Origin of the sequence: Parabacteroides sp. CAG:2, assembly GCF_000436315.1 — a bacterium.
Taxonomy (GTDB): Bacteria; Bacteroidota; Bacteroidia; order Bacteroidales; family Tannerellaceae; genus Parabacteroides; species Parabacteroides distasonis.
In genome coordinates, this window is the sequence record NZ_FR885259.1 from 78,092 (window position 1) to 99,102 (window position 21,011).

Annotated in this window: 15 protein-coding genes and 2 pseudogenes; 3 read left to right on the forward strand and 14 right to left on the reverse strand. The window is 42.7% G+C overall.

The window, feature by feature from the left end:
- Positions 1 to 32: 32 nt before the first annotated feature.
- Positions 33 to 1,325 carry a 3-keto-disaccharide hydrolase gene (locus QVP94_RS01760; RefSeq protein ID WP_005861421.1) on the reverse strand — a complete coding sequence of 431 codons (1,293 nt, stop codon included), beginning with the start codon at positions 1,323 to 1,325 and terminating at the stop codon, positions 33 to 35.
- A gap of 410 nt (positions 1,326 to 1,735) precedes the next feature.
- Between QVP94_RS01760 and QVP94_RS01765 the strand changes: the two genes are divergently transcribed.
- From QVP94_RS01765 to QVP94_RS01775, 3 genes are read left to right on the forward strand one after another with little or no spacing between them, the layout of a single operon-like run.
- Positions 1,736 to 4,867 carry a contractile injection system tape measure protein gene (locus tag QVP94_RS01765; RefSeq protein WP_022191825.1) on the forward strand — a complete coding sequence of 1,044 codons (3,132 nt, stop codon included), beginning with the start codon at positions 1,736 to 1,738 and terminating at the stop codon, positions 4,865 to 4,867.
- A 22-nt stretch (positions 4,868 to 4,889) separates the two neighbouring features.
- A complete protein-coding gene (locus tag QVP94_RS01770; protein ID WP_005861423.1) occupies positions 4,890 to 5,477 on the forward strand; it encodes an eCIS core domain-containing protein in 588 nt (195 codons plus the stop codon).
- Positions 5,474 to 6,781, forward strand: coding sequence for an ATP-binding protein (locus QVP94_RS01775; RefSeq protein ID WP_005861424.1), 1,308 nt, complete (start codon positions 5,474 to 5,476; stop codon positions 6,779 to 6,781). Before QVP94_RS01770 ends, QVP94_RS01775 begins: the two co-directional genes overlap by 4 nt.
- Position 6,782: 1 nt before the next feature.
- Here QVP94_RS01775 and QVP94_RS01780 read toward each other — a convergent pair whose 3' ends face one another.
- From QVP94_RS01780 to QVP94_RS01845, 13 genes and pseudogenes are all read right to left on the reverse strand, one after another.
- On the reverse strand, positions 6,783 to 8,906 hold the full coding sequence (locus QVP94_RS01780) for a hypothetical protein (RefSeq protein WP_005861425.1): 2,124 nt from the start codon (positions 8,904 to 8,906) through the stop codon (positions 6,783 to 6,785).
- Positions 8,907 to 8,916: 10 nt separating this feature from the next.
- On the reverse strand, positions 8,917 to 10,635 hold the full coding sequence (locus QVP94_RS01785; RefSeq protein WP_005861426.1) for a hypothetical protein: 1,719 nt from the start codon (positions 10,633 to 10,635) through the stop codon (positions 8,917 to 8,919).
- Positions 10,636 to 10,637: 2 nt separating this feature from the next.
- Positions 10,638 to 11,327, reverse strand: coding sequence for a hypothetical protein (locus tag QVP94_RS01790; RefSeq protein ID WP_226766670.1), 690 nt, complete (start codon positions 11,325 to 11,327; stop codon positions 10,638 to 10,640).
- Positions 11,328 to 11,390: 63 nt separating this feature from the next.
- Complete coding sequence (locus tag QVP94_RS01795) at positions 11,391 to 14,762, reverse strand: baseplate J/gp47 family protein (protein WP_022191826.1); 3,372 nt, start codon at positions 14,760 to 14,762, stop codon at positions 11,391 to 11,393.
- Complete coding sequence (locus tag QVP94_RS01800; RefSeq protein WP_005861429.1) at positions 14,759 to 15,163, reverse strand: GPW/gp25 family protein; 405 nt, start codon at positions 15,161 to 15,163, stop codon at positions 14,759 to 14,761. The genes QVP94_RS01795 and QVP94_RS01800 overlap by 4 nt, the downstream gene beginning before the upstream one ends.
- A gap of 12 nt (positions 15,164 to 15,175) precedes the next feature.
- A pseudogene (vgrG, locus tag QVP94_RS01805) lies at positions 15,176 to 16,938 on the reverse strand (type VI secretion system tip protein VgrG).
- Positions 16,938 to 17,594 carry a CIS tube protein gene (locus tag QVP94_RS01815; protein ID WP_008781130.1) on the reverse strand — a complete coding sequence of 219 codons (657 nt, stop codon included), beginning with the start codon at positions 17,592 to 17,594 and terminating at the stop codon, positions 16,938 to 16,940. The pseudogene vgrG and the gene QVP94_RS01815 overlap by 1 nt, the downstream one beginning before the upstream one ends.
- A 3-nt stretch (positions 17,595 to 17,597) precedes the next feature.
- Positions 17,598 to 17,765, reverse strand: a complete 168-nt coding sequence (locus tag QVP94_RS01820) for a hypothetical protein (protein ID WP_005861437.1) — start codon at positions 17,763 to 17,765, stop codon at positions 17,598 to 17,600.
- Positions 17,756 to 18,259 carry a phage tail protein gene (locus QVP94_RS01825; RefSeq protein WP_005861439.1) on the reverse strand — a complete coding sequence of 168 codons (504 nt, stop codon included), beginning with the start codon at positions 18,257 to 18,259 and terminating at the stop codon, positions 17,756 to 17,758. The genes QVP94_RS01820 and QVP94_RS01825 overlap by 10 nt, the downstream gene beginning before the upstream one ends.
- On the reverse strand, positions 18,259 to 18,711 hold the full coding sequence (locus QVP94_RS01830) for a phage tail protein (protein WP_005861441.1): 453 nt from the start codon (positions 18,709 to 18,711) through the stop codon (positions 18,259 to 18,261). Before QVP94_RS01830 ends, QVP94_RS01825 begins: the two co-directional genes overlap by 1 nt.
- A 36-nt stretch (positions 18,712 to 18,747) precedes the next feature.
- Positions 18,748 to 19,191, reverse strand: a pseudogene (locus QVP94_RS01835) (phage tail sheath C-terminal domain-containing protein); the annotation flags it as partial.
- On the reverse strand, positions 19,139 to 19,798 hold the full coding sequence (locus QVP94_RS01840) for a hypothetical protein (protein ID WP_022191827.1): 660 nt from the start codon (positions 19,796 to 19,798) through the stop codon (positions 19,139 to 19,141). The gene QVP94_RS01840 and the pseudogene QVP94_RS01835, both read right to left, overlap by 53 nt.
- Before the next feature lie 93 nt (positions 19,799 to 19,891).
- Complete coding sequence (locus tag QVP94_RS01845; protein ID WP_022191828.1) at positions 19,892 to 20,428, reverse strand: Pvc16 family protein; 537 nt, start codon at positions 20,426 to 20,428, stop codon at positions 19,892 to 19,894.
- Positions 20,429 to 21,011: the final 583 nt, after the last annotated feature.

Genomic DNA, 21,011 nt, shown 5'->3' on the forward strand with positions numbered 1-21,011 from the left:
CCTTATTGGGTTTATAATCTAGTTTCGTTCTATTATAATGTCGTAAGTTTTAAATTACGCCAAAGAACCTTGATGCCTCCACCGTCGTGAATCTGAAGGGCGATGCGGCCTTTGCCGGCTCCGATCTTCTCGTCATTCAAGTTTACCATTTCCTGTCCGTTCAGCCAAGTCTGTACGTTGTCGCCTTGTACCTTGATACGCATCGTGTTCCAATCGCCCTCTTTCAATATATTCTCTTTCTCGTCCGGAATCTGAACCAGCCAGCCACGTCCGTACGACTCATAGATACCACCTGTATCGTGACCCTTCGGAGCTACTTCTACCTGCCAGCCGTTTACTTTCACGCCTTCCTCTACGAAAGAGCGGATGAATACGCCGGAGTTTCCGTCAGCCTCTTGCTTGAACTCTACGGTTAGATCGAAATCATCGTAATAATCACGGGTAGCGAGATAACCGTATTGTTTGTCGGGACCGCTTTCGCAGACCAATAAGCCGTCTTTTACGTACCATTTCTCCGTACCGTATGGTTCCCATCCCGTCAAATCCACGCCGTTGAACAAGTTCACTTCCTTACCGGTCTTACGGGGAAGTTCCTTGATCTTCAAGTTACGGAAAGATGCGGGATAACCATGATCTTGCAAACAAAGCACACCTTTTTTCGCCAATCCGTATTCCGGTGCGTTGGCCCATTTACCGCTATTTTTCTTAGCGTGCCAATCGTCTGTCCATGCCTCGAACTCAACGATCTTTTGTCCGTTCAACCAATGTTCCACATGTCCGTTATCGAATACGATCTTGGAGTTGTTCCATTCGCCTTGCGGATTCACCTTCATCTTGGATTTATCCGGCAAGTGCATCGCGTAATCTACGCCTAATTTCTGCCACTCTTCCAATGGCTCCGGGAAGTTCGGCTCGTCGATCAATTGATACTCCGGCCCTGTTACGTAAGGAACAGCGTATTGGGGACGCTCTACCACGTGGTACAACATACCGCTATTGCCCCCCTTGGACAATTTCCAGTCCCAAGAAAGCTCGAAGTTCTCATACTCTTTATCGGTTACGATGTAGCCACTAGCGTCGCTGCCATCACCTTTGGCTTGGATACAACCATCCACTACATGCCAAGGCTGTGTCAATGTAGTCCCGTTGTAATCTTTCCAACCATCCAATGTCTTTCCATCAAAAAGCAGGACCCATCCGTCAGCGATTTCCTCGGGAGTAAGTGTGTTTTGTTCTTGACTGGCACAAGAGGAAAACAAGGCCAGCGATACCGCACAAGAGGCTAACAAGCTTGTGGCGGCTGTTTTTTTCATTACAGATTCCATGTAAATAAAGAATTTAGGTTGATAAATTGTAACTGAATGGCAAATTTACGTAAATATCTTTGATATCTCTCTCTGTTGGAGGAAAAACGCTTCTCTCCCTAGGAAATACTTCTCCAAGAGCCTATATATTCTTTGTCGGATAAGCTCTATTTCTTAATTTGGCGGCGCTGAATTTATATTCACAGCCGCTGAATATACAAATGCCGCCGCTGATTGTAAAATCAGTGGCGATAATTTAAGAATAGAATAGGTACCGATCAGGTTTACCTATAGGTACGCATAAGTTTTATTCTGGCACAATCAACTTTTATATGTTTTTGTGGAAAAGAATCTGGATAATACTTGTTTAATCGAAGAATAATATAGATATTGCATGCATCTAATAAAGACTGAAATACCCTGCAAACCATATGATAACAATAGGCACCTTAAAACTAGATTTAGTTGCGGATTGGGAACCTTTCGTTCATGATTTATATGGTCGTTGGGATACCTTTAACCGAACCTCTTTAGAAGGGATCGTGGATGAGATTTTAAGCCGTTATGATACGGAAGATGAGTTGATCCGGATCGAGAGTTTAGATTTGGATCTAGGTGAGCTAGAAGAAGATGAATTCTATGAGCAATTCCCCCGTAGACTGGCGGAGAGACTGGACGAGACTTTCGCTTCTTATTTGCGAAGTAAAGAAGAGCATCCAGACCGAATAGCAGTTGTTCCCATCAGGCAATCTTGGCTGGAAGTATTTACCTATTATATGTCGCACGGGTATTGGCCTTGGCTGGAAGAGGAGCGACTCACCTTACCGGAGCTTCTGGATAAATTAGTACGAACATCTTCGATAGAATTAAGTCATTTCCTGCGTGAGAAGGGAAAGGCGCTTACCATTCGTAAACGTCTAGTCTTTCAATTGGATGATATCTATCAAGAACGTTTGGTACATGTGGTGGTACCCTCGGAAAGCTCGTTTATAAACGCTTATGCCCGTTTCTTGCAAGACTCTTATCCCGAGATAAAGCGTCCGGAGATAGGGAAGAATGATTACAGAAACGCTATCTGGATAATCCTATGGGGATATTTATTATCTCAGGATCAAGGCTATTTCAACCGGAAACAAATGGTGACGTACGCACTGCGGGAATTATCCGGCTATTATTCCATTTATTTTGTGGATTTACTGGGGATGCTGACGTATGATTTAGATAAGTTCGCCTCTACCCGCTTGTTCATGCCCGAGTTACTGTCGCTTTTGAAGGATATCCGGCTAGAGACATTATCGGAAAAGGAATTCACTAAAAATTTCTCTCTTTTTTCTCTGGAAGAATTGAAGGCTTTGCTCGTGCGGCGGGAGAAGAGCTTGACTTTCTTATCCGGGTATAATGAGGAACAGATTTACCTGATCGTGGAACAGGTGATCCCTGCGGAGAGTCCGTTTGTCATCGACTATGCGAGAGCGTTGGATAAGGAGAAGGAATTGGGCATGCTCGAAGGGAAAGCCGGGAATGATTTCCGGGTGCTGAAATGGGTGTTTATCTTCGAGGTTATTCTCGGTAGAAGTGGAAGCGTATATTCCCGCCATCAGTTCGCTTTCTCCGTGTTAAAGGAGTTGGCGGCGCATTATAATCTGACGGTGATGGAGTTGTTGGGATATTTTTACCGTACCTTGGCTAGTGGACTGCTAACGGCTTATCCAGCCGTTCGGGAATTGATCATTGCTTTGTACTTGAATGCTATCGATGATTCTCCCGCCGGTATATCCGTTTATTACCCGGAAGATTTGAAAGATCGGTTGTCTAATCCCGGCTTGTGCCGTTGCTTTATCCGTTTCTTGCGCGAGGAGCAAATCTATTCGGTGGTCGAGCAAACCGTTCCGGTGGAAAGCCATTTCATTATACGGTATGCCCAGACGCTGGATAAGGGGAAAGAGCAAGGGCGTTTGGAAGGAAGGGTGGGTGACGAGTTCCGGCTGTTGAAATGGGAATTTATCTTTCTGGTGCTGTTTAGTGCGCCATTGTCCGCTTTTAGCCGGAAACAATTCGTACGTTCGGTGTTGGGACAGTTCTCTGCCCATTATAATATCACGGTGCGGGAGCTGATCTCCTATTTCCATGAGGGAACACATGGGGAACATCCATGGATCCCGGAAGAGTTACGTGAGATAATAGATCTGCTGTACGAGGATATGGATAAGGAATCTCCCGAGCCTTTATTCTCTGTTTGGTTGAATGAGGAGAGGAAAGCCTATCGGTTCGGGCAATTTATAATCACGGGCCGTGCCGATGAACCGCTGGGCGATCTATTCGAGTACGTGAGGGACTTGGAGAAGACGAACCCGAAAGTCTTACTGGACCAATTACGGCAATTGAAGGATATTCCTTCATCCGGAATAAGGGTGGAAGAACCGATAGAGGCCGCTCGTATCTTCGCTTCCTTATTACTGCTTGTCATCCGTGAATACGGTCTGGCTTTTCCGAATCAGGTATCCTTGATCCAATACCTTACGAATGTAAAAGAGAATCGTACATTTGGAGATGCTGCTCGGCTGCGCTTGTTATTGCATGAGTGTATGTTGGAGAATATGGATGCGTTTACACGTACCATGGATGCTTTACTGGGCACGAAACCGGGGAAAGCGCCCGAGCTTCCCATCCGTACTGCTTTTCCCGCTATCTATCCGTCCAATTCCAAAAAAATGGAATTATTGGAGGAATTATATACAGGGGCGACTCCCGCTTTGCGCTTACTTGTAGAGGAGGTAATCCGCTTGTTTCGTCTCAATAGCTTCGGGTTGGAAGAGAACCTTTGGTTGGGGTGGTTACAGGCTCTTTCCGGCAACGTTTACCGGAATTATTCCAAGGATGGATTGTTGTTCCTCTTTTGGCAGCGTTTGAGGGAGTCTGTGCCAGAGGAGGAATTACGTAAGATCGAGACTTTTATAGGGCGACATATAACTAATTTACCTGAATTGTCAGTTTTTATATATCAACTTAAAAATAATATGAATATGAACGTTTTGAATGGCCAGTTAAAAGACCATGGCGTGTCTATTGACAATGCGGGCCTAGTGATCATAGCCGTCTACCTGCCAATGCTTTTTAATCGGTTAGGCTACTTGAGTGATGACAGGCGTGACTTTAAATCGAAAGAATGCCAAGTGAAAGCTATTTTTGTGTCCCAATGTTTTGTGACGGATGAGAAGGAAATTCCGGAGTCAGAATTATTCTTAAACAAAGTCTTGACGGGCTATGACAACAGCCCGGAACCGCTTCCTCGCTCGTGTGATTTAACCGAGAATGAATTGGAGATCATGGAACAATTGAAGAAAGCGGTACTTATGAATTGGGACAAGATGAGGCATACAAGCTGGGAAGGTTTTCAAAAAACTTTTATCCAGAGAAAGGGAATGTTAAAAATGGAAGAGGATAATTGGATGCTAACGGTCGAGGAGAAGCCTTTTGACATCTTATTAGACTCGCTTCCTTGGAACTTCAAGCTCGTTAAAGCTCCATGGATGGAAAAAATGCTTAGAGTAAAGTGGCGGTAAAATACTATTAAATGATAACATTATGAATGCGGATCGGATACAGATTCAAGAAGGACCTTCGCAGGTCTTTCAAAACCGTAAAGGTGAATCAACACAATTGATGGAAGATAATCGGGTACAATCTGTCTTGCAGGCTAAAATGGTGGAAACTATGCAACGTGACGCGATGGATGAGGATGATTTGCAGCAAGGTAAGTTCGCCGTTCAGCGGGATGTGGAAGATGAGGATGAGCTTCTTCAAGGAAAATTTGTGGCCCAACGGCAAACGAAGAACCAGACAGGGATTCCGGATTATGTAATCCAAGGCATGGAGTCTTCCTTCGGGACGGATTTCTCTTCGGTACGTGTACACCCGGATTCATCGAAAGCGCCGGAGGTTGGGGCTTTGGCATATACGCAAGGTACGGATATCCATTTCGCCCCGGGACAATTCAAACCGGATACGTCTGCCGGACAGCAGCTATTGGGACATGAGTTGACACACGTCATCCAGCAAGCAGAGGGACGTGTGCAGCCTACTACCGAGGTAGGTGGAATGGCCGTTAACGATGATTTATCCTTGGAACACGAGGCGGATGTGATGGGCGCTAAAGCTGCTTCTGTCTTATGAACGAGTGGATCGATTGGTTCCAGCGGGTATTGGATGTCTCTATTCGTTTGTATTTCCGGCAGGAGTGCGATTTATCTTCCGTCTATGATATCGCACTCCCGAAGGCAGGACCGCTTTGGAAGGCGTTGTTGCCGGAACAGGTCGATCCTACTTTCGATGAGTGGATGGTGTTGATGTTGGCCTTAATGCCTCATCTTTCTCCGCAGGTGTTGGATATTTTCTTTGTGCATAATAAGAATTTTGACCGTCCTTATACGGAATTTGGCGGTTGGAAAGGACTATCGCACGGAGGATTCTTGCCAACGGGCGAGACGGCCGTTTTCCTGTTGGCGGGCGATCGTGTGGAACGCCGTCTGGAAGTGGTTCGTCTATTTCGTGAGGAGCATTGGTTCCATATGTATCACGTCGTTGGCTTGGAAGGAGCCGGGAATGGTGAACCGTTCTTGAGCGGACAACTGCGTATATCGGAGGATTTCTTGTACCGTTTATCTTTTGAGGGAGAATATAAGCCGGACTATAATATGGGTTTTCCGGCCAAACGGATTAGTACGGCTTTGAATTGGGAAGATGCCGTATTGCCTTATTATGTGCGTGAGGAGTTGGAAGAGATAAATAATTGGATTACGGGTCATCGAGTCATCCTTTCGGACTGGGGATTGAGTCGTTTTTTGAAGGCCGGTTACCGCACTTTGTTTTATGGCCCGCCGGGAACGGGTAAGACGCTTTGCGCGACCTTGATCGGCAAGAAGAACGGGATGGATGTATATCGTATCGATCTTTCCATGATTGTCTCCAAATATATCGGCGAGACTGAAAAGAACCTTGCGAATGTATTCGACCAAGCGGAAAACCGGAATTGGATTCTCTTTTTCGATGAGGCGGATGCCTTATTCGGTAAACGAACCTCAACGAACACTTCTAATGATCGCCATTCGAATCAAGAGATCGCTTATTTGCTGCAACGGATCGAGGATTTCCCGGGAACCGTTGTTTTGGCCACAAACTTAAAGAGTAATATTGATGAAGCTTTCTCCCGTCGTTTCCAGTCTATTATCTATTTCCCGATGCCGGATCAAGACTTACGTGAGGAATTATGGCGTAGAATGCTTCCCTCTTCTTGGCTACCTGCGGATGCGGACAAAATGATTCGTATGGCAGCTACTTATGAGTTATCGGGTGGCTCCATCTCGAATGTGATCCGGCGTTGTGCCCTTCGGTTGCTAAAGCAAGACACTCCCCGGCTAGATTCCGATATCTTATCTATGGCGATCCGCCGGGAATTGAATAAAGAGGGCCGGTGGTGATTTAAGGCAACGGCTCTCTTTCCCGGTGCCCGATCGGTACGATGATTAAGAGAAAAAAGAAGAGTGGGAGCGCCAACAGTATCATTTGGGTCCATATGTCGAAAGTTTCCCGCGAGGATACGATATTGGTGATTAGGTATAATACCAATACGATCTCGGATATGAATACCAGTAATAGAGGCAAGACATATCGCTTATAATGTTGTGCCAACATGTAGAACTTACTGGATGTCATATACAGGTTGATTAGGATTAATAGTATGAGAAATAGGAATATATCACCCAATACGAAATAAATAAGCATCGGGTTGGAGAATTCCGTATTTGCCAGTTGCGCCAGATCATCGGAGCAACTGGTGAGTTGCTCGCCTTGCGGAAAAGGATTTAGCAAATAGAATAAAGAGTTGAAAAGATTATCTAGTAAGGATACCTCGCATTCTTCCTCATACATGACCATCTTGAGTACTGGTTCTTGCTTATTCTCTCGATTTTCGCAAGTAGTTACAGGAACGCCCATTTCATCGTAATCGACAAAACAAAGGCGGTCTACCAATTGGTATTTCAATAGAATGGATAGATAACCGATATGCTTTTTCTCCTTGATAGGGAATATGACATTTAAATCGTAGTTTCTATATATTTTATTACCCATCACACAAAAGGAATCAATTACGAAACTGGTGGACTTCACGAATTGTACAAGTTCTCTCCGGTTCTCCAGCTTAAAATCGAAATCAGGGAAGTAAAGAGTCAAGCCGTTGAGTTTCCGGAGAGACGGGTTCCGGTTGATCGTGCCGGTATCCTTTGTGAATAAGTTATTTAAAAGAGCCATCTGGGATTCTTTCGATCTTAGGAAATCATTCGTCGCTTTTGAGTTTCGGAATAGGACCAGCAAATCGACAGGCGTATCCGAATAAACGGGCATATCTACCAGACACTCCTGTTGTTGCCAGTCGCTTACTTGACTAGGTTGCCCGCTTTCTGTATCCACTACATACCCTAGATATTCCATCCGGCTGAATTTCCGGATAAGGCCTGCCGGTAATTGCTCGTATACGGATTGCAACCAATACGGCACGATGGGAAAAGCTCGTTGGTTGTATTGACTTAGGCGTTCGGATAGGCGTTCGGTTTCCGATGATGCGCCATCTACCTTGAATACGGGAATACTGCAATTTCCCTTTTTCTTTTGTGTGGCGATCTCTTCTTTGCTACGTTTATCGAAATAACAGAAGAACGTACGAATCGTGGAGGGACGCAGCTCACGCACGGATAGCAACCAGTTCTTTACGGCTTGCGTGTAAGTGGTGTCGTAAACGAATGGGATGAAATCGGTTTCCCGGTATCCAATGGCGTCTTCTTCCCAAGGCGTGATGTTGAGGGCGATGGAAAGGGGAGCTTCTTTGATGAAAAACTCAATCGTTCCGCTTCCTCTGATGGAGGGATTCTCGTCCGGATTATCCAGAACTCCTGTAACGTCTTCTGTCCATACGGGGCAAATGATATAGCCTTGTTTATCGGAGTTGAGCAACGATTGCATATTATCCAGATCTCCGGTTTTGCCCTTGAAGAAATACATATTCTCGACGGTAGGGGGAGGCAATATCCTTTCCGGTTCTCTTTTATTGAAATAATACCACAAAGCTTGCGTTACTTTGACTGGGCCGGGCATTGCATCGAAGAAGCGGAAGAGAGGATCTGCGTTGGCCTTATTCTTGGATGCGGTTAATAACTCGTTTCCGAACAACCAAGGTGTATATGCACATTGTTCCACATGATCTGGTAATAAGGAACTCGGGGACTGTAAATAACCCAAACGCAATATCGCTTGGTTCGCGTCCGGATTTATTACGAAAGTGAAAGCGTTCCCCAATTCAGCGGGATAGACGATATAACTGCATTGCTCCGTTAAGATACGCTGGGTGATCGAGTCCATAAGAGCTTGATAGGAGACGATCGGGGTACGAATCTCTTCCAGTTCCAATTCGGTCCGCTCTCCTAAACTCCGGAAATAATCCAATCGCTCCGAGAGACTTCTTTGGGCGTTAACGGCTTGTGCCATGATTACATGAAGTAATAAGCCCAATAAAATGCCGTGGTAGGTAGTTCGATATCTGGTTGACATAAGGGTAAATTTAAAGTTCTATATTTATTCGTATCAGATTATTCTTTAAGATTTCTCCGGTGCGGTCAATCTCTTTGTCGTCTTTATCGGCCCACGCTTTTCGCCATGCCTTATAGTCTTTGACAAATAGGGCTAGCTCTTTCGGAGGAAGCCAATGAACCGTGAATCGTAGATGTGCCGGTATCTTCTCTCGCAAGAATTCTTCAAGACGAAGCTGAAAATCCGGCCGTTGCCGCGTACGTTTTGTTTGTGAGAGGATTGCCGTTAAGGTAAATTCCCGGGAGGGGACTGGATGATCAGTCGCCTTCGGTGAATGCAGGAGTATGTTTTCCAGAATGAAAATTTGCTCTTTCGCATCTTCCCATCCGAGTATGGAATAGAGATATCTTTCCAATCCGGAAAGGGAGTCTGCGTCGAATAGATTACAGCCTAGATACCGGTCCCGGATAAGTTCCGGTAGTTGTCGCAGGAACCGGACTCTTCGTTGACGGTTTATCTCTTTATGGGAGTAGCGGAGAAAAGGCTGGTTGCTATTTTCGCCGTAGATTTTATCCAACGTATCCAATAGCAGATCTTTGTTTTGTTCCATAGAAGCGGAACCGGGGGTTCCCATATTTAAGGCCATCCAATCTTTTAGATGGTTCATTTCTTTATGTCCCTCCGAAAAGAGATGGTCGAATATAGAAAGATATGCCTTGAATGAATCGGTAAACGAGTCCTTGTAGCAAATCGGGAAATCATTTGTGACGCTATAATCATTCAGATGGATATGGCGACTGTCCATGAGGATCGATTTGGCTTGTTTTTTCTGTTCTCGTATCGCATGGTTGATATTATTCCGCGAATGCAAACGATTCAATACTTTTGTGGCATTAATCTCTACTGCTTGTTGGTTTTGGTAAAGTCGTATCTTGATTTGCTCAGGGGAAGATAATGCTAATGTATAGGCGTATTCACCCTCTTCAAAACCTTGAAATTCCAAAGAGTGTATCGATAGAACCCCTTGTATCTGCTTGATCCCTTTGAAAAGCTTGTATATGGGAAGCGCACTACCTGTATAATGACTTCCCGGTGCGAATAATTGAATCGCCTCCGTATAAATGGCGATCAAGGTTTTTTCCGGAGAGATGCTACCGTCTATATCGATATTTCCAATAAGTAATAAAGGTTTTCTTCTTACGAAATGGATTGCGTGTAGGGCTTCTCCTAAATTCCGGTTCGCGTGATATAGTTCCTCAATCTTTTCCTTGATTTTCTTTTCTTCCTGTTTGTGTTGATCTTCTGAGATAAAGGACGAGAGTTCTATAAATAGGTCGAACCATCCGTGGCAGATCTGATCATTGGATCTATAAGGGTGGATTTGCAGGTCCGATAAGTTCATTAAGTAATCAGTGTTATCTAATTGATCTAAAAAATGGTCTCGGTAATCTTTGGGTGTCACAGGGGCCATCCCGGAAACCCGTTCAGGACTGAACAAGCCGTAATCCTCCGGATTGAAACGATTATTCGATCCGGTGAGATATTGTTCTAATGGGAAACTCATTTGGTAATCCAATTCGCTTAAGGCGTAATTTAAGATGTCCAGAGTCGTGATTCCCGGGTCGTGCGGGGCATGGTCTGTCCACAATTGTCCCGAAAGCTCCCGGATTGTTTCCAAGGCATTCTTTTGGAGGTTATCGAATATGGATTCCTCCGTTTTTAGTTCTTGCAGGTTGGGCAGATCATCCATGGCTATTCTTGATTAAAGGTGTTTCTCCGGTCGGAGGCATCCATCCGGTAATCTTTCCATAAATCGGTTATCTGGAAACAAACAAAGATGTTGTCTCCATAATCCCGTCCGCTACGTATTTGCAACTTGCATTTTTGTCCGGGGCCGTACCAACGGAATTTGATCTTGTTAAAAAAGGAACCGAACCAAGATTGATTCGTACGGATTTTTCGATGTTTCCCGTAACAATGGATAGCCGTGGCTTCCACCAATGCGTATTGTCCGCTTTTTAACTTACCGCATCCAGCCATGATGCGGTAGGCACGACATCCTTCCGTTGGTATTTGCAGGGTATGCCATTCGCCATCTGCGGGAAATTTACCCCGTATCGCGCCGTCGAAGCGGGTTGCGGAAAGACTGCCGTTGATACGTATATCCATACCGGGTTGGTTCATCTCGATACGACCGTTTGGATGAAGCGATAGTATCGGTTCATCTTGCCCTTGACGTATGATATGGAGTTGGCTATTGTTACCTAGGTATATTTTCCACTCAGGAATATTGTCTTGTATGTTCGTGAATAAGCTGATGACGGGACTGTTTTCCTTGGAAGGAGCTAACCGTAAGCCATCATCCGGATTTTTATCGATCCCGTCGTCGGAAATATTGACCATGGAATCGATTAATTCGTAGAAATGCTTTTGGTTGGGCATACTTCCGCGCTTAAAGTATTCTTTTAGTGTATTTCTGTTTGTACGAGGCATATCCGGTTTGTTTTATTTGTTAATAATAAAATTACTTCCAACTCCTAAATATCCGAGTCCGAGTTGTTCCAATAGTTCGTCTTTTTGGTCAATATATAGCAAATGCCTATCAGAAGGAACTAATATGCACCAAGGTTGGGAAGGGCTAACGTTGAAATTTTGCCTAGCCTCTTCCGGGTAGCGGTTTAGATAATAGCTCTTTTGTTGGTCTTTTGCCGTATATACGACATGCGCTACGCTTAATATATCAATGTCCACGATGGCTTCACACTCTCGTATGGAGTTATAAAGATTGGTCGATGAGAACGAAAGCCCAAATACCGGGATCTCTTCCTTATCTCGCCAAGGTGCGATACAATTATTAATGCGTGCCTCTGTCTGGCGGAGTATATCTCCTACGGGATATCCGGGCTTTATCCGGAGGTTACAGCAAACGGTTACTTCCTCGTAGACCGGAGTGATTGCATCAACGGTAATGAACGGACTTGTCTTGTCACCTATATAATCTTCGATTCGCATGAGTAGCCTATGTTCGCATAAAGGCAAGATCTTTTTATCTTTCTCCTTTTGCATCACGACCAATGTTACGATCGGGCTCCTGTTTTGAGCTTTACTGTCTATTCCGGGCAAGCAAAGTACTTTTTCGACTTCGGGGAACTGAGCCAATGTTATTTGCTCGTAATTCCTAGGCAATACAGCCCGGTTCCGATGGGACATCTCTTGGGTGATCCGGAGCCGCATATCCTCTGGCGTTTCCGGCGAACGTCCTCCTTTAGCGGGTATGATCTGGTAAATATCCGTAAGTCCCGGCATACTTTTCTCGAAAGAAACGAGTCCCGTGAAGCTTTCGAGTTCCTCACCGATCAGGGCTTCCATTTCTTCGGGGATTTCTAACCGGGCTTTCACTGGGTTTAGATAGACATTTCGTATGGATGAACAATTTTGCGTGTGGCAAGATACTTTTGCCGAAAGCCAGAAATCTCCATTTATGTCAAGCATTTCCTCGCTAATAGGTGAGGGAAGCAGGATGTCTACCAAACCTGTATTCAACAGATTCCCGGTTGTATCGGAAAGTAAATTACCCGGTTTGATAAACTCCCATTGCTTGCCGTTGAAGAAAGACCATTGTACGCAAGGAAGATATTCTTTTTCGATTTCCCGTTTCAAGGCAGCCATCTCGAAGAATAAACGGATCTGGTCGTTACCGATCAAGTTACCAATACCGAATAGAATAATCCCATCTTCTGTGGGTACTTCCACCATTGGGAACGGATGACGTAGATCGATTTCATGTAATTCCTTTTGCCTCAATGGATGGATATGATAGATACGGCATCTATCTCTTGGGGTATCGCCATTGAAAAAGTATTCTTCCTCGGCGCTATAACCGATACCTATACTTTCAATCATAGGGTTGTAAGGAGGTTTGGGCACCGGGGTCTGTTTACGGGTATGGCTGTTTCTTATCATGATATCCGCAAAGAGCATCCGGTACTCCGTCTGCCCGAATCCGCCGTTCGGATCTGTGAGTCTAATCCTGAAGAAGCCTTGCTGGGCTTTCATGTATTGATATTGCTCTTCTTCCGTGGAGACCGTAATGTTTTTGAACGGTTTGTCGTAAACGATCTCGCTGTACTCCGAGAGCTTTCCCCTAGGGGAAGTATGCTTGTTTTTCGTATTGAAGAGACAAGATGTACTTTCCGGTAATTTTACCCATTTCTGGTCTGTTAGTTTTTCCCATTCAACTTTGAAGGTGGTATTATCGATAGGTGTCTTATATGCTTGATACAAATCATAGAAACCTCCTTCCGAATAAGGTAGATCCGCCCATTGCAAAGTAATACCCATGGATTGGATAGGCTTGATCGCTATCTCATAATTACCGAATGCGAACCATGAGCCTTTTTGAGCTTCTAACCCGAATAAAGGGAAATGTACGCTTGCGTCTACTTCTCCCAGAGGATTATAGATTTTCAAGGATGACATGCCGGATACATGTACCTTTATCTTTAAGCTAGTAATAAAAATACGGTGTACCCAAGAGTAGGGGAATAACCAAGCATCCGTGTTCATCAATATACGGAGCGCTGGGTTCCGTGTTTGGCAACCATGAGCTTCAGAGCAAGGTGTTGTAGGGTCGAATTTCTCATTAAGGACGAATTTCAGATAAAAGGAGTTTTCGTTGATGAATGTCAAGGTGTAGGCGTATATCGGGGCCCAACCTTTCTCTGTGCTTAACTCCAATAGGAAAGCGTCGTTTAATACACGCCCGGTTTCGTGGGAAGATTGTTCCGTAGTAGCGATTAATTCTTTGAAATATGATATGGAGTCTTCTTCTAATCCGAATGTGATATGTATATCCCGATGTCCTTCCCGAAGTAATAACATGGGAGATTCGATCATCAGTCCGGCTTGTATAGAGGATTGGTTCTCAAAGATTAGCTCTGAGTCCAGATTGGGCTTCTTAGAAGGAACGTTTCCGATCCTGTCATTCAACTGTTTTTGCCAGATGGACGTAACGAAGCCTAATCGGCTCGCTGGATATTTTTTCGGATCTTTTTCCAATAGTAACGAATGTATACTCGTTATTTTCATGTCATTGACCGAATAATCTTCGTCCGTACGATAACAAAATTGGATATCTTGCGCAGGAAATGGTACCTGTGTTATAATACCTGTACCCTTGGGTAACTGGGCTTGCCGTGCGGTATTATTCTTCACGGCGATAAACCAAGCGGAAGGAATAATCGCTTTTTGGGGAGATTCCTTCAATATTTGGTTGACATAAAATAACGGATAAGCTTCCCAGCGTTTATTGAACTGATCTACCAGATATTGATAGTTTTTCAAGAAAGCGATTAAAACAGCTAATGAGGGATCGGTCTCTCCGCTTTTAGCGATTTCTTGGATGTAAATCTCCCGTTTGTTTTGTAAATTGCGGAGGATACGTAATAATAGGTAGAGACTTCTACGAACCGTTTTAGGATTGGATAGGGTTATTAGCTGAAGTCTCTGGTTATATTTCTCCATATCCAGAAATAAATCGGACATGGAATCTCTAAAGATCCGATGATTCAATCTTTGATACCAATCAGAGAACTTATGGTATAGAGCGTTTCTTAGATAGGTGATTTCTCTGTTACTTTCCGGTGAGTTCTCATTTTGCCACAAAATGAAACTCTGTTCGATCCCGATTGTATCTGTTTGCTTGATCTCATTGAGTATGGCTAAGGATTGGTAATGATATAAAAAGGATGATTTCGAAAAGGCACGAGCCAATAAATTGGAGAGATTTTTCTCGAGTACTTGAAAAGGCTCATGTATCCGGAAATCATTCTCCAATTTTTTTCTTGTCAATCCATCTTTATTCCATTGTTTATTCATCGGTTAGAATCAAAATAGATAGGATAGGTCAATTCTTGTTGGACATTATTCATACGTATCGTATAATAAAGTTCGATAATCAGAATGCCATCTTGAATCGAAGCCTTATTAATTTCTATGCGATCAAGCGAGACTCTAGGCTCGTATAAGAGAACAGCCTTCTCAATAGCGCTTTTAATCATGGTCTCCATGGTAAGATCTAATTGTTCAAACTGATAACGATATAGTTCCGTACCGTAATCCGGACGATGTATTCGCTCCCCTGTGCGAGTGGAGAGAAGGATGATCAAGCTTTGCCGGATGTCTTCTTCATAATTAAACATGCGGGTGGGATTATCATTATGGCTGAATTCTGGGGGGAATGCCCATCCTTTACCTAAAAAACTATTTTTATTCTGCATAAATCATTCGATTTAATTAATCATTACAACGCCTCCTTTTACAACGGTTTGGCCGGATGCGGATATTTCGGCGGTGGCAGACCCTTTTACTTTAACTCCCATTTGTGCGGAAACCTCGATATTCAAGCCATTTATCTTGGTATCTTGCTTAGACTTGGATTCGATACCCATTCCTTCTGTCTTGACATTCCCTCTTGCCTTAAATATGAGATCTTTGCCGGATTCTACCATAATTCCGTTTTTATCCATACAGACCTTGTTCTTATTAGCATCGGATAACAGAATTTGCTTTTTGTCATCATCCAATATGAGCGTGTTCTCTCCGGGAGTCCCTATTGTGATAATCTTTTTATCATCGTCCAAAGTAATTTTCAACTGGTTTTTTGTAACAATTGTCTTTAAATTATTTTTTGGATCTAAAGAAACCGGCGTTTTTCGTTTGCGACTGTACAAACTTCCGATAATCACAGGGTGGCAGGGGTCCTCATTGATGAATTGCAGGACTACCTCATCATCGACTTCCGGTAGAAATAACATGCCGACCCCATTGCTTGCGTACGGACTGACCGGCCGAGCCCATATCTCCGTCTTCTCACATTGTAACAAGGGTATATCGACTAATATAAAATTCTCGAAATCTTTATTATCTCCGATCTTTTTAACGATCCCTATTTGTAATCCTCGTATACCGGGCAAAAAACCACTAGCTGCGGGAGCGACTACATCGGGCTCTTCGGTAATGACTACCGGATTGAAACCCATATAGACTTGTGTCTTCCATTCGCCTCCTTGTAGTGTATGTTCTACTGATTGAACAAATGCGTTTCCACTATAATGTTTGCTTAATCCTTCTAATTTGATAATACAGCCCGGAATAATAGACGCATTCCCGTAAATTGTGATGGAGCCTTGAAAACGTGCCAGACCGCTCCATAAAGCTTGCGCATCGGCCCAAGCATGTAAAGAAGCGTCGCCGATGGGAGCGTTAGTTTGATAAAGCATCACTTCATTTGCCAGACCGGATAGATCCTTTGCGGCGATATCGCCTTGGGCATTGAGAGGAGGTTTGCTGGCGGTGGCTTTGATAATTTGTTGACGGCTCACGTCCCAAGCGCAAGCTTTTGTATCTGTGTATTGCTCGGAAGCGGATATAGAACCATCGAAAGCGATTAAATTATCTCCATAGGTGATGGTTAAGACCGGGGAGGCGGATACATTCGGTTTACATACCTTGACTTGTTTACCGTCAGTGATAACGACTAATCCGTTATTTTGTGCTCGTGTGAGTACAAAATCCCAATCTGTACAATAGTATTGTACCAGTTGTGGAATTTCTATACCGGTGCTATCTACTTTGGCGGAAAGCCCGTATTGTCCCAGAATCTTCTTGATAACGGTATCATCTTTACTATTTTCATATACATTATTTTTACGTCCAAAGTTGCAGGATATGCGAAACCCCTACATTCTAAAATAAATAGAGTTTGTTGTTCGCTATTGATTTTTAACTGATGGGTTGTAACGCATCCCTCAAATAAGGTGTTGACCTTATCTGTTGGACCCGCTTGAAACTTAAGCTCCGTACCCGGATTGAATATTTTGTTGTCTGGTATTTCAAATTGGCTGTTGTCGATAATATCAGCGCTGATGGAGATCGTTGCTTTATCGATCTTATTACATGCTCTGTATATTTTTGCATTGATTACGGAGTATTGCTCCGTAACATCTTTACTATTTAGGAATAGTTTGATTATAAATGAATTATCCATATTCATTATATTTTAGGGAACCATAATTGAGTTCCGGGTTTTATATCTCTAAAGCTGATTAGGTTATTTATGGAGGCAATCATTGGAGCATAACCAGAATTTTTATATTCTTTTGCGCATAACCCGATTAGACTGTCTCCTTGTTTAAAAGTAACGAATTTACCCTCAGCTTTTTGATTTTTCTTTTTTGCTTGTGTCTCTCTACTACTAATCGCCTCAGTTAGTGACAAGGAGCCTTTAGCTCGTAAAGGATTGCCATTGGGCGAGAATAAGGTGTAATCCCAATTTAGGCAGGTTAATCTCCCCTTGAAAATGAGACTCCCCCAAATTACTTTAAGGAAGCAAGGGCTGGGTGGATCGATCTCCGCGCTAGGAAGAAAAATGATATTCTCCAAATCCTTGATCCTTTCTGTCACGGTTTTTTTCCCCGTCGGGATAATACCGGTACCATCGAAGTGTATATCAAATGAGAGAGTGGAGGGGTTGGTGTGTTTATACTCCGGTAGTTGCTTATCCTCTTTTATGCTTTCGTCTTTCTTATAGGAGGTAGATTTGCTTAACTTATAGCTATCCGGATTGATTTGGACGGTGATACTACCCAATTTCTCGCCACCTTTGTATTCAATTGATTTATATGCCTCGATGATCAACTTTTGGTTCATGTTTTACCGCTCCTTTCTACAAGAAAAAAGGTTTGACAAATCTTTCTTGGCCTCACGAATTACCTCCTCTTTGATTTGTTGTATCAAATCACGGGAGAGAGGGAGGTCGGGTTCCTTTTTCTGCTGTGTCACTTTTGCGGACACTTGGATTTCTTTTATAGTTATAGCCATTGCTTAAATTGTTCTTTTTTCGTATCTTCTGTATCTCTTATCGACATACGGATCAAATTAGTATAAGCCATCTCCAATGTTTCAATCACCAGCTCATTCTTTTGGGAATTCAATGCGCTAATGTCCCATTTTACAGGGTAAGCATTGAGCACAGACCAATTATTTAGGGGAAAATGCCCGGCATCCAGCAATGATATAGTTAAATTGACGGGAACGATCTGGGCACTTCCATTATTTTCCAATACTTTAACCACATATGTCTCTAGCACATGAGGCAAAGGCATTAAAGAACGTTTCAACACAAGGTTACCGTGCTTTCGTCGGGTAGGCACCTGATAGCTAAAACTGTTTTCTCCCCCTTCCTTAATCGTTTCTGTCTCCATTTCAAGTTGTAGTCCCGAGACCTCTTGGAAAGAGGTCTCGATCAATCCTTCGAAAGTCACGTTGAAATAAAACGCTACCGGAGGAGGGACAATATGATCAAACCTTAGCATTAAGCGTTTTCTATGGTCAATCCTTCATGCGCTAAATCTAAGGTTTCGATGGCAGCCTCGTTTCCATCGGATTTTAAGCTGACACCGGTAACCTTAGTCGGCCATGCGTTCGATAATTTCCAAACCATCGTAGGGCTTCCTGCTTCATCCAGTAAGCTGATTGTTACATCTTCTCGCTGTATTGTGTTCATTTTTATCTTGTTAAACCAATCGAATAATTTGTTATCCGCTTTGAAAACCCCTTTCTTTAGACTGACATTGCTCGTCTTCTTCAGTCCCGGCATCTTGATATTTGAGAAAACCGGGCTATTACCATGTCGGTACTCAATTACTTGGGCTTCCATATCCAGACCAGATACCTCTTTAAAAGCGATTTCCCCGAGGCTACCTAATTCTACCTTAAAATAAAAACTGGGTAACGGCCATACATTATCTTGTGCTTCTCCTGCCATATTCGTATTTTTTAATAGGTTTTAATTCTTAAATTATCAGCTTTTTTGCATTTGTTGTTGGAATGTGATCTCGATAAATTCCGCAGGTCTGGTAATAGCCACGAATACGGATATCCTGAGGATACCTTCCAGAATATCCTCCGGAGTCATCGTGTCTCCCAATCCGATATGAATGCTATATGCGTCTTCGGGGGAAGTTCCTGCTAATCCACCTCGTTTCCATACGCCCCGTAAGAATCCATCTATCATACTACGCATATTTACCCATGTATTTACTACATTCGGTTCGAATACATAGGCACGGGCGGCGTTCTTGATCGATTCCTCTAGGAAGATCATCGTACGCCTTACGTTAATATAACGCCAGTCTAACGAGTTACCATCCATCGTGCGGGCACCCCAAACCTTGATTCCTTCACCGGGGAAGCTACGTATCGCGTTTACGGCTTTTCCATTCATCGGTACGTTCAGATCTTCTTTGGTAATAAGACTCTTCCTTAATCTTTATCGGATATTCTGTGCTGATACGAAAAACGTCCTTATCCATGAAACGGATTTGCTCGGGATTCTTGAAGCTAATATTTTCCGGTCCATTATCCTCCATAAAAATATCCATTGACGCATTTTCTGGATTACGAGGTATCAAGATAAAATCCCAATAGGCTTCTTTTGTGTGATAATGGATTTCTTTCTGTATTGGGCATTTCGTTTCTAATAATTCTTTGGTAACATGAATGATCACATTGAGCCGATTCAGTCGGTTATCGATAACACTTAATTGTATATCTGAATCATTTAGCTCTTCCGGTAGCAGGGATTGTGTATACAGTAAAAAATTCGGATCTTTTGAATGTGCTTGAAACTCAAGGTTGAGACCATCCGGGGAGGTTGAAAGGTGATCAAGAAGCTCTTCTCGATCTCCAATTAGTGCATATTGATTTCGACCCGTTTGCCTAAAAGGATATTTAGGTCCTCCTAATACGACTCTATTCGTTCTCATGGGTTCTATCTCGAAGATTTCAGAAGGAATACATTCATTATAATATTCATGGCTAAATATAATGTTAATTAAAAAGTCAAATTTCATCATTGGTTTGTTTTATAGTTATAATATTCCAAAAGTAGATAAAAAGAATATGGCATGATATTAAATGCTATATGTTTGATAACATTATTATTTCTAATTTATTTTTTGACTTGATATTCGTTGTTTTATATCCTTGATTTCTGTTCCGTCAAAAGATATGATTCGTGCTTTACATAGGATTGATGGATAATAATGCCCTCCTAATATACTCCATATATTGCTGAGCTCTTGCATACTAATTGTTACGGGTTCGAGCGTTATGGTACCTTGGTCTGGTAATTTAAGAATGGAATTTTGTTGTAAGAAGGAGATTGAATCCGATAATATTTGTATAGATTCTAAGTATCTTTTAGATGAAAAAACAGCGGCAACCATAATATATATATTCAAGTACCATGGTGGAGATGTTTGTTGGAATGTGTTATTTTTTGTGTTCCTATAGGGGGCAGAGATTCCCATTGCTGTCTCTCGCTCTATATTCACGATAGAAAGTATGATTTTATCCGATTGATCCTCATTTGGAGTCGCATCAATACTTCCGGCTTCCACTATAATTTCTGCCCGTTCATAATAGCTGGAAAGAAATTCGTTCATTTTCTCTGCGAGTGTGTTTATTAATACGTGTATCATGGTCTTTTGCTTTATTTGTGCTAAAGGTAAGGAATAAATTTGTTTTTCTGCTTTATAATTTCATTGTCTGAATTCTTTCTAGCAAATTACCTTCGTTTCGATTCGTGATAAGAATTAAAATCGTTTTTTGATTATCATAGATAATTACGTCTTGGCGGTTTCCTGAAAAAGATTGAAAGAAAAGTTGATCCTGAGATTGGGCTATGCTTATTGTGTATTTTTTATCTACTCTTATTTTCTATTATGTGACTTCGGAAAAACACGTACGACTTTTCTCATAAACATGTACGACTTTCCGGTAAAACATAATCGTGTTTTTAAGCTGTTAATGTTCAGTGATTTATATTTTTGTATCATTCACGCACTTATTGTATGGAAAATTATCACATCGCCACTCAATAAATCATATATACCTCCATGTAGAAGTGCGGCACGCTATGTCTCTATAACAGGATGTCTCCAATAGGGTGAGAATCGAGTAGTATGGCTTTATCACACGTACATTATATAACTTGTTAAGTCTTGAAAAAAAACTTGAAAAATAATGCTGAAAAAGTTTGGAGGTTATGTTTTATAACACTAC

Bases quoted from the DNA above. Each gene is read 5' to 3' on its own strand.
- QVP94_RS01760 (WP_005861421.1), bottom strand. From the start codon at position 1,325: ATGGAATCTGTAATGAAAAAAACAGCCGCCACAAGCTTGTTAGCCTCT.
- QVP94_RS01765 (WP_022191825.1), top strand. From the start codon at position 1,736: ATGATAACAATAGGCACCTTAAAACTAGATTTAGTTGCGGATTGGGAA.
- QVP94_RS01770 (WP_005861423.1), top strand. From the start codon at position 4,890: ATGAATGCGGATCGGATACAGATTCAAGAAGGACCTTCGCAGGTCTTT.
- QVP94_RS01775 (WP_005861424.1), top strand. From the start codon at position 5,474: ATGAACGAGTGGATCGATTGGTTCCAGCGGGTATTGGATGTCTCTATT.
- QVP94_RS01780 (WP_005861425.1), bottom strand. From the start codon at position 8,906: ATGTCAACCAGATATCGAACTACCTACCACGGCATTTTATTGGGCTTA.
- QVP94_RS01785 (WP_005861426.1), bottom strand. From the start codon at position 10,635: ATGGATGATCTGCCCAACCTGCAAGAACTAAAAACGGAGGAATCCATA.
- QVP94_RS01790 (WP_226766670.1), bottom strand. From the start codon at position 11,327: ATGCCCAACCAAAAGCATTTCTACGAATTAATCGATTCCATGGTCAAT.
- QVP94_RS01795 (WP_022191826.1), bottom strand. From the start codon at position 14,762: ATGAATAAACAATGGAATAAAGATGGATTGACAAGAAAAAAATTGGAG.
- QVP94_RS01800 (WP_005861429.1), bottom strand. From the start codon at position 15,163: ATGCAGAATAAAAATAGTTTTTTAGGTAAAGGATGGGCATTCCCCCCA.
- QVP94_RS01815 (WP_008781130.1), bottom strand. From the start codon at position 17,594: ATGAACCAAAAGTTGATCATCGAGGCATATAAATCAATTGAATACAAA.
- QVP94_RS01820 (WP_005861437.1), bottom strand. From the start codon at position 17,765: ATGGCTATAACTATAAAAGAAATCCAAGTGTCCGCAAAAGTGACACAG.
- QVP94_RS01825 (WP_005861439.1), bottom strand. From the start codon at position 18,259: ATGCTAAGGTTTGATCATATTGTCCCTCCTCCGGTAGCGTTTTATTTC.
- QVP94_RS01830 (WP_005861441.1), bottom strand. From the start codon at position 18,711: ATGGCAGGAGAAGCACAAGATAATGTATGGCCGTTACCCAGTTTTTAT.
- QVP94_RS01840 (WP_022191827.1), bottom strand. From the start codon at position 19,798: ATGAAATTTGACTTTTTAATTAACATTATATTTAGCCATGAATATTAT.
- QVP94_RS01845 (WP_022191828.1), bottom strand. From the start codon at position 20,428: ATGATACACGTATTAATAAACACACTCGCAGAGAAAATGAACGAATTT.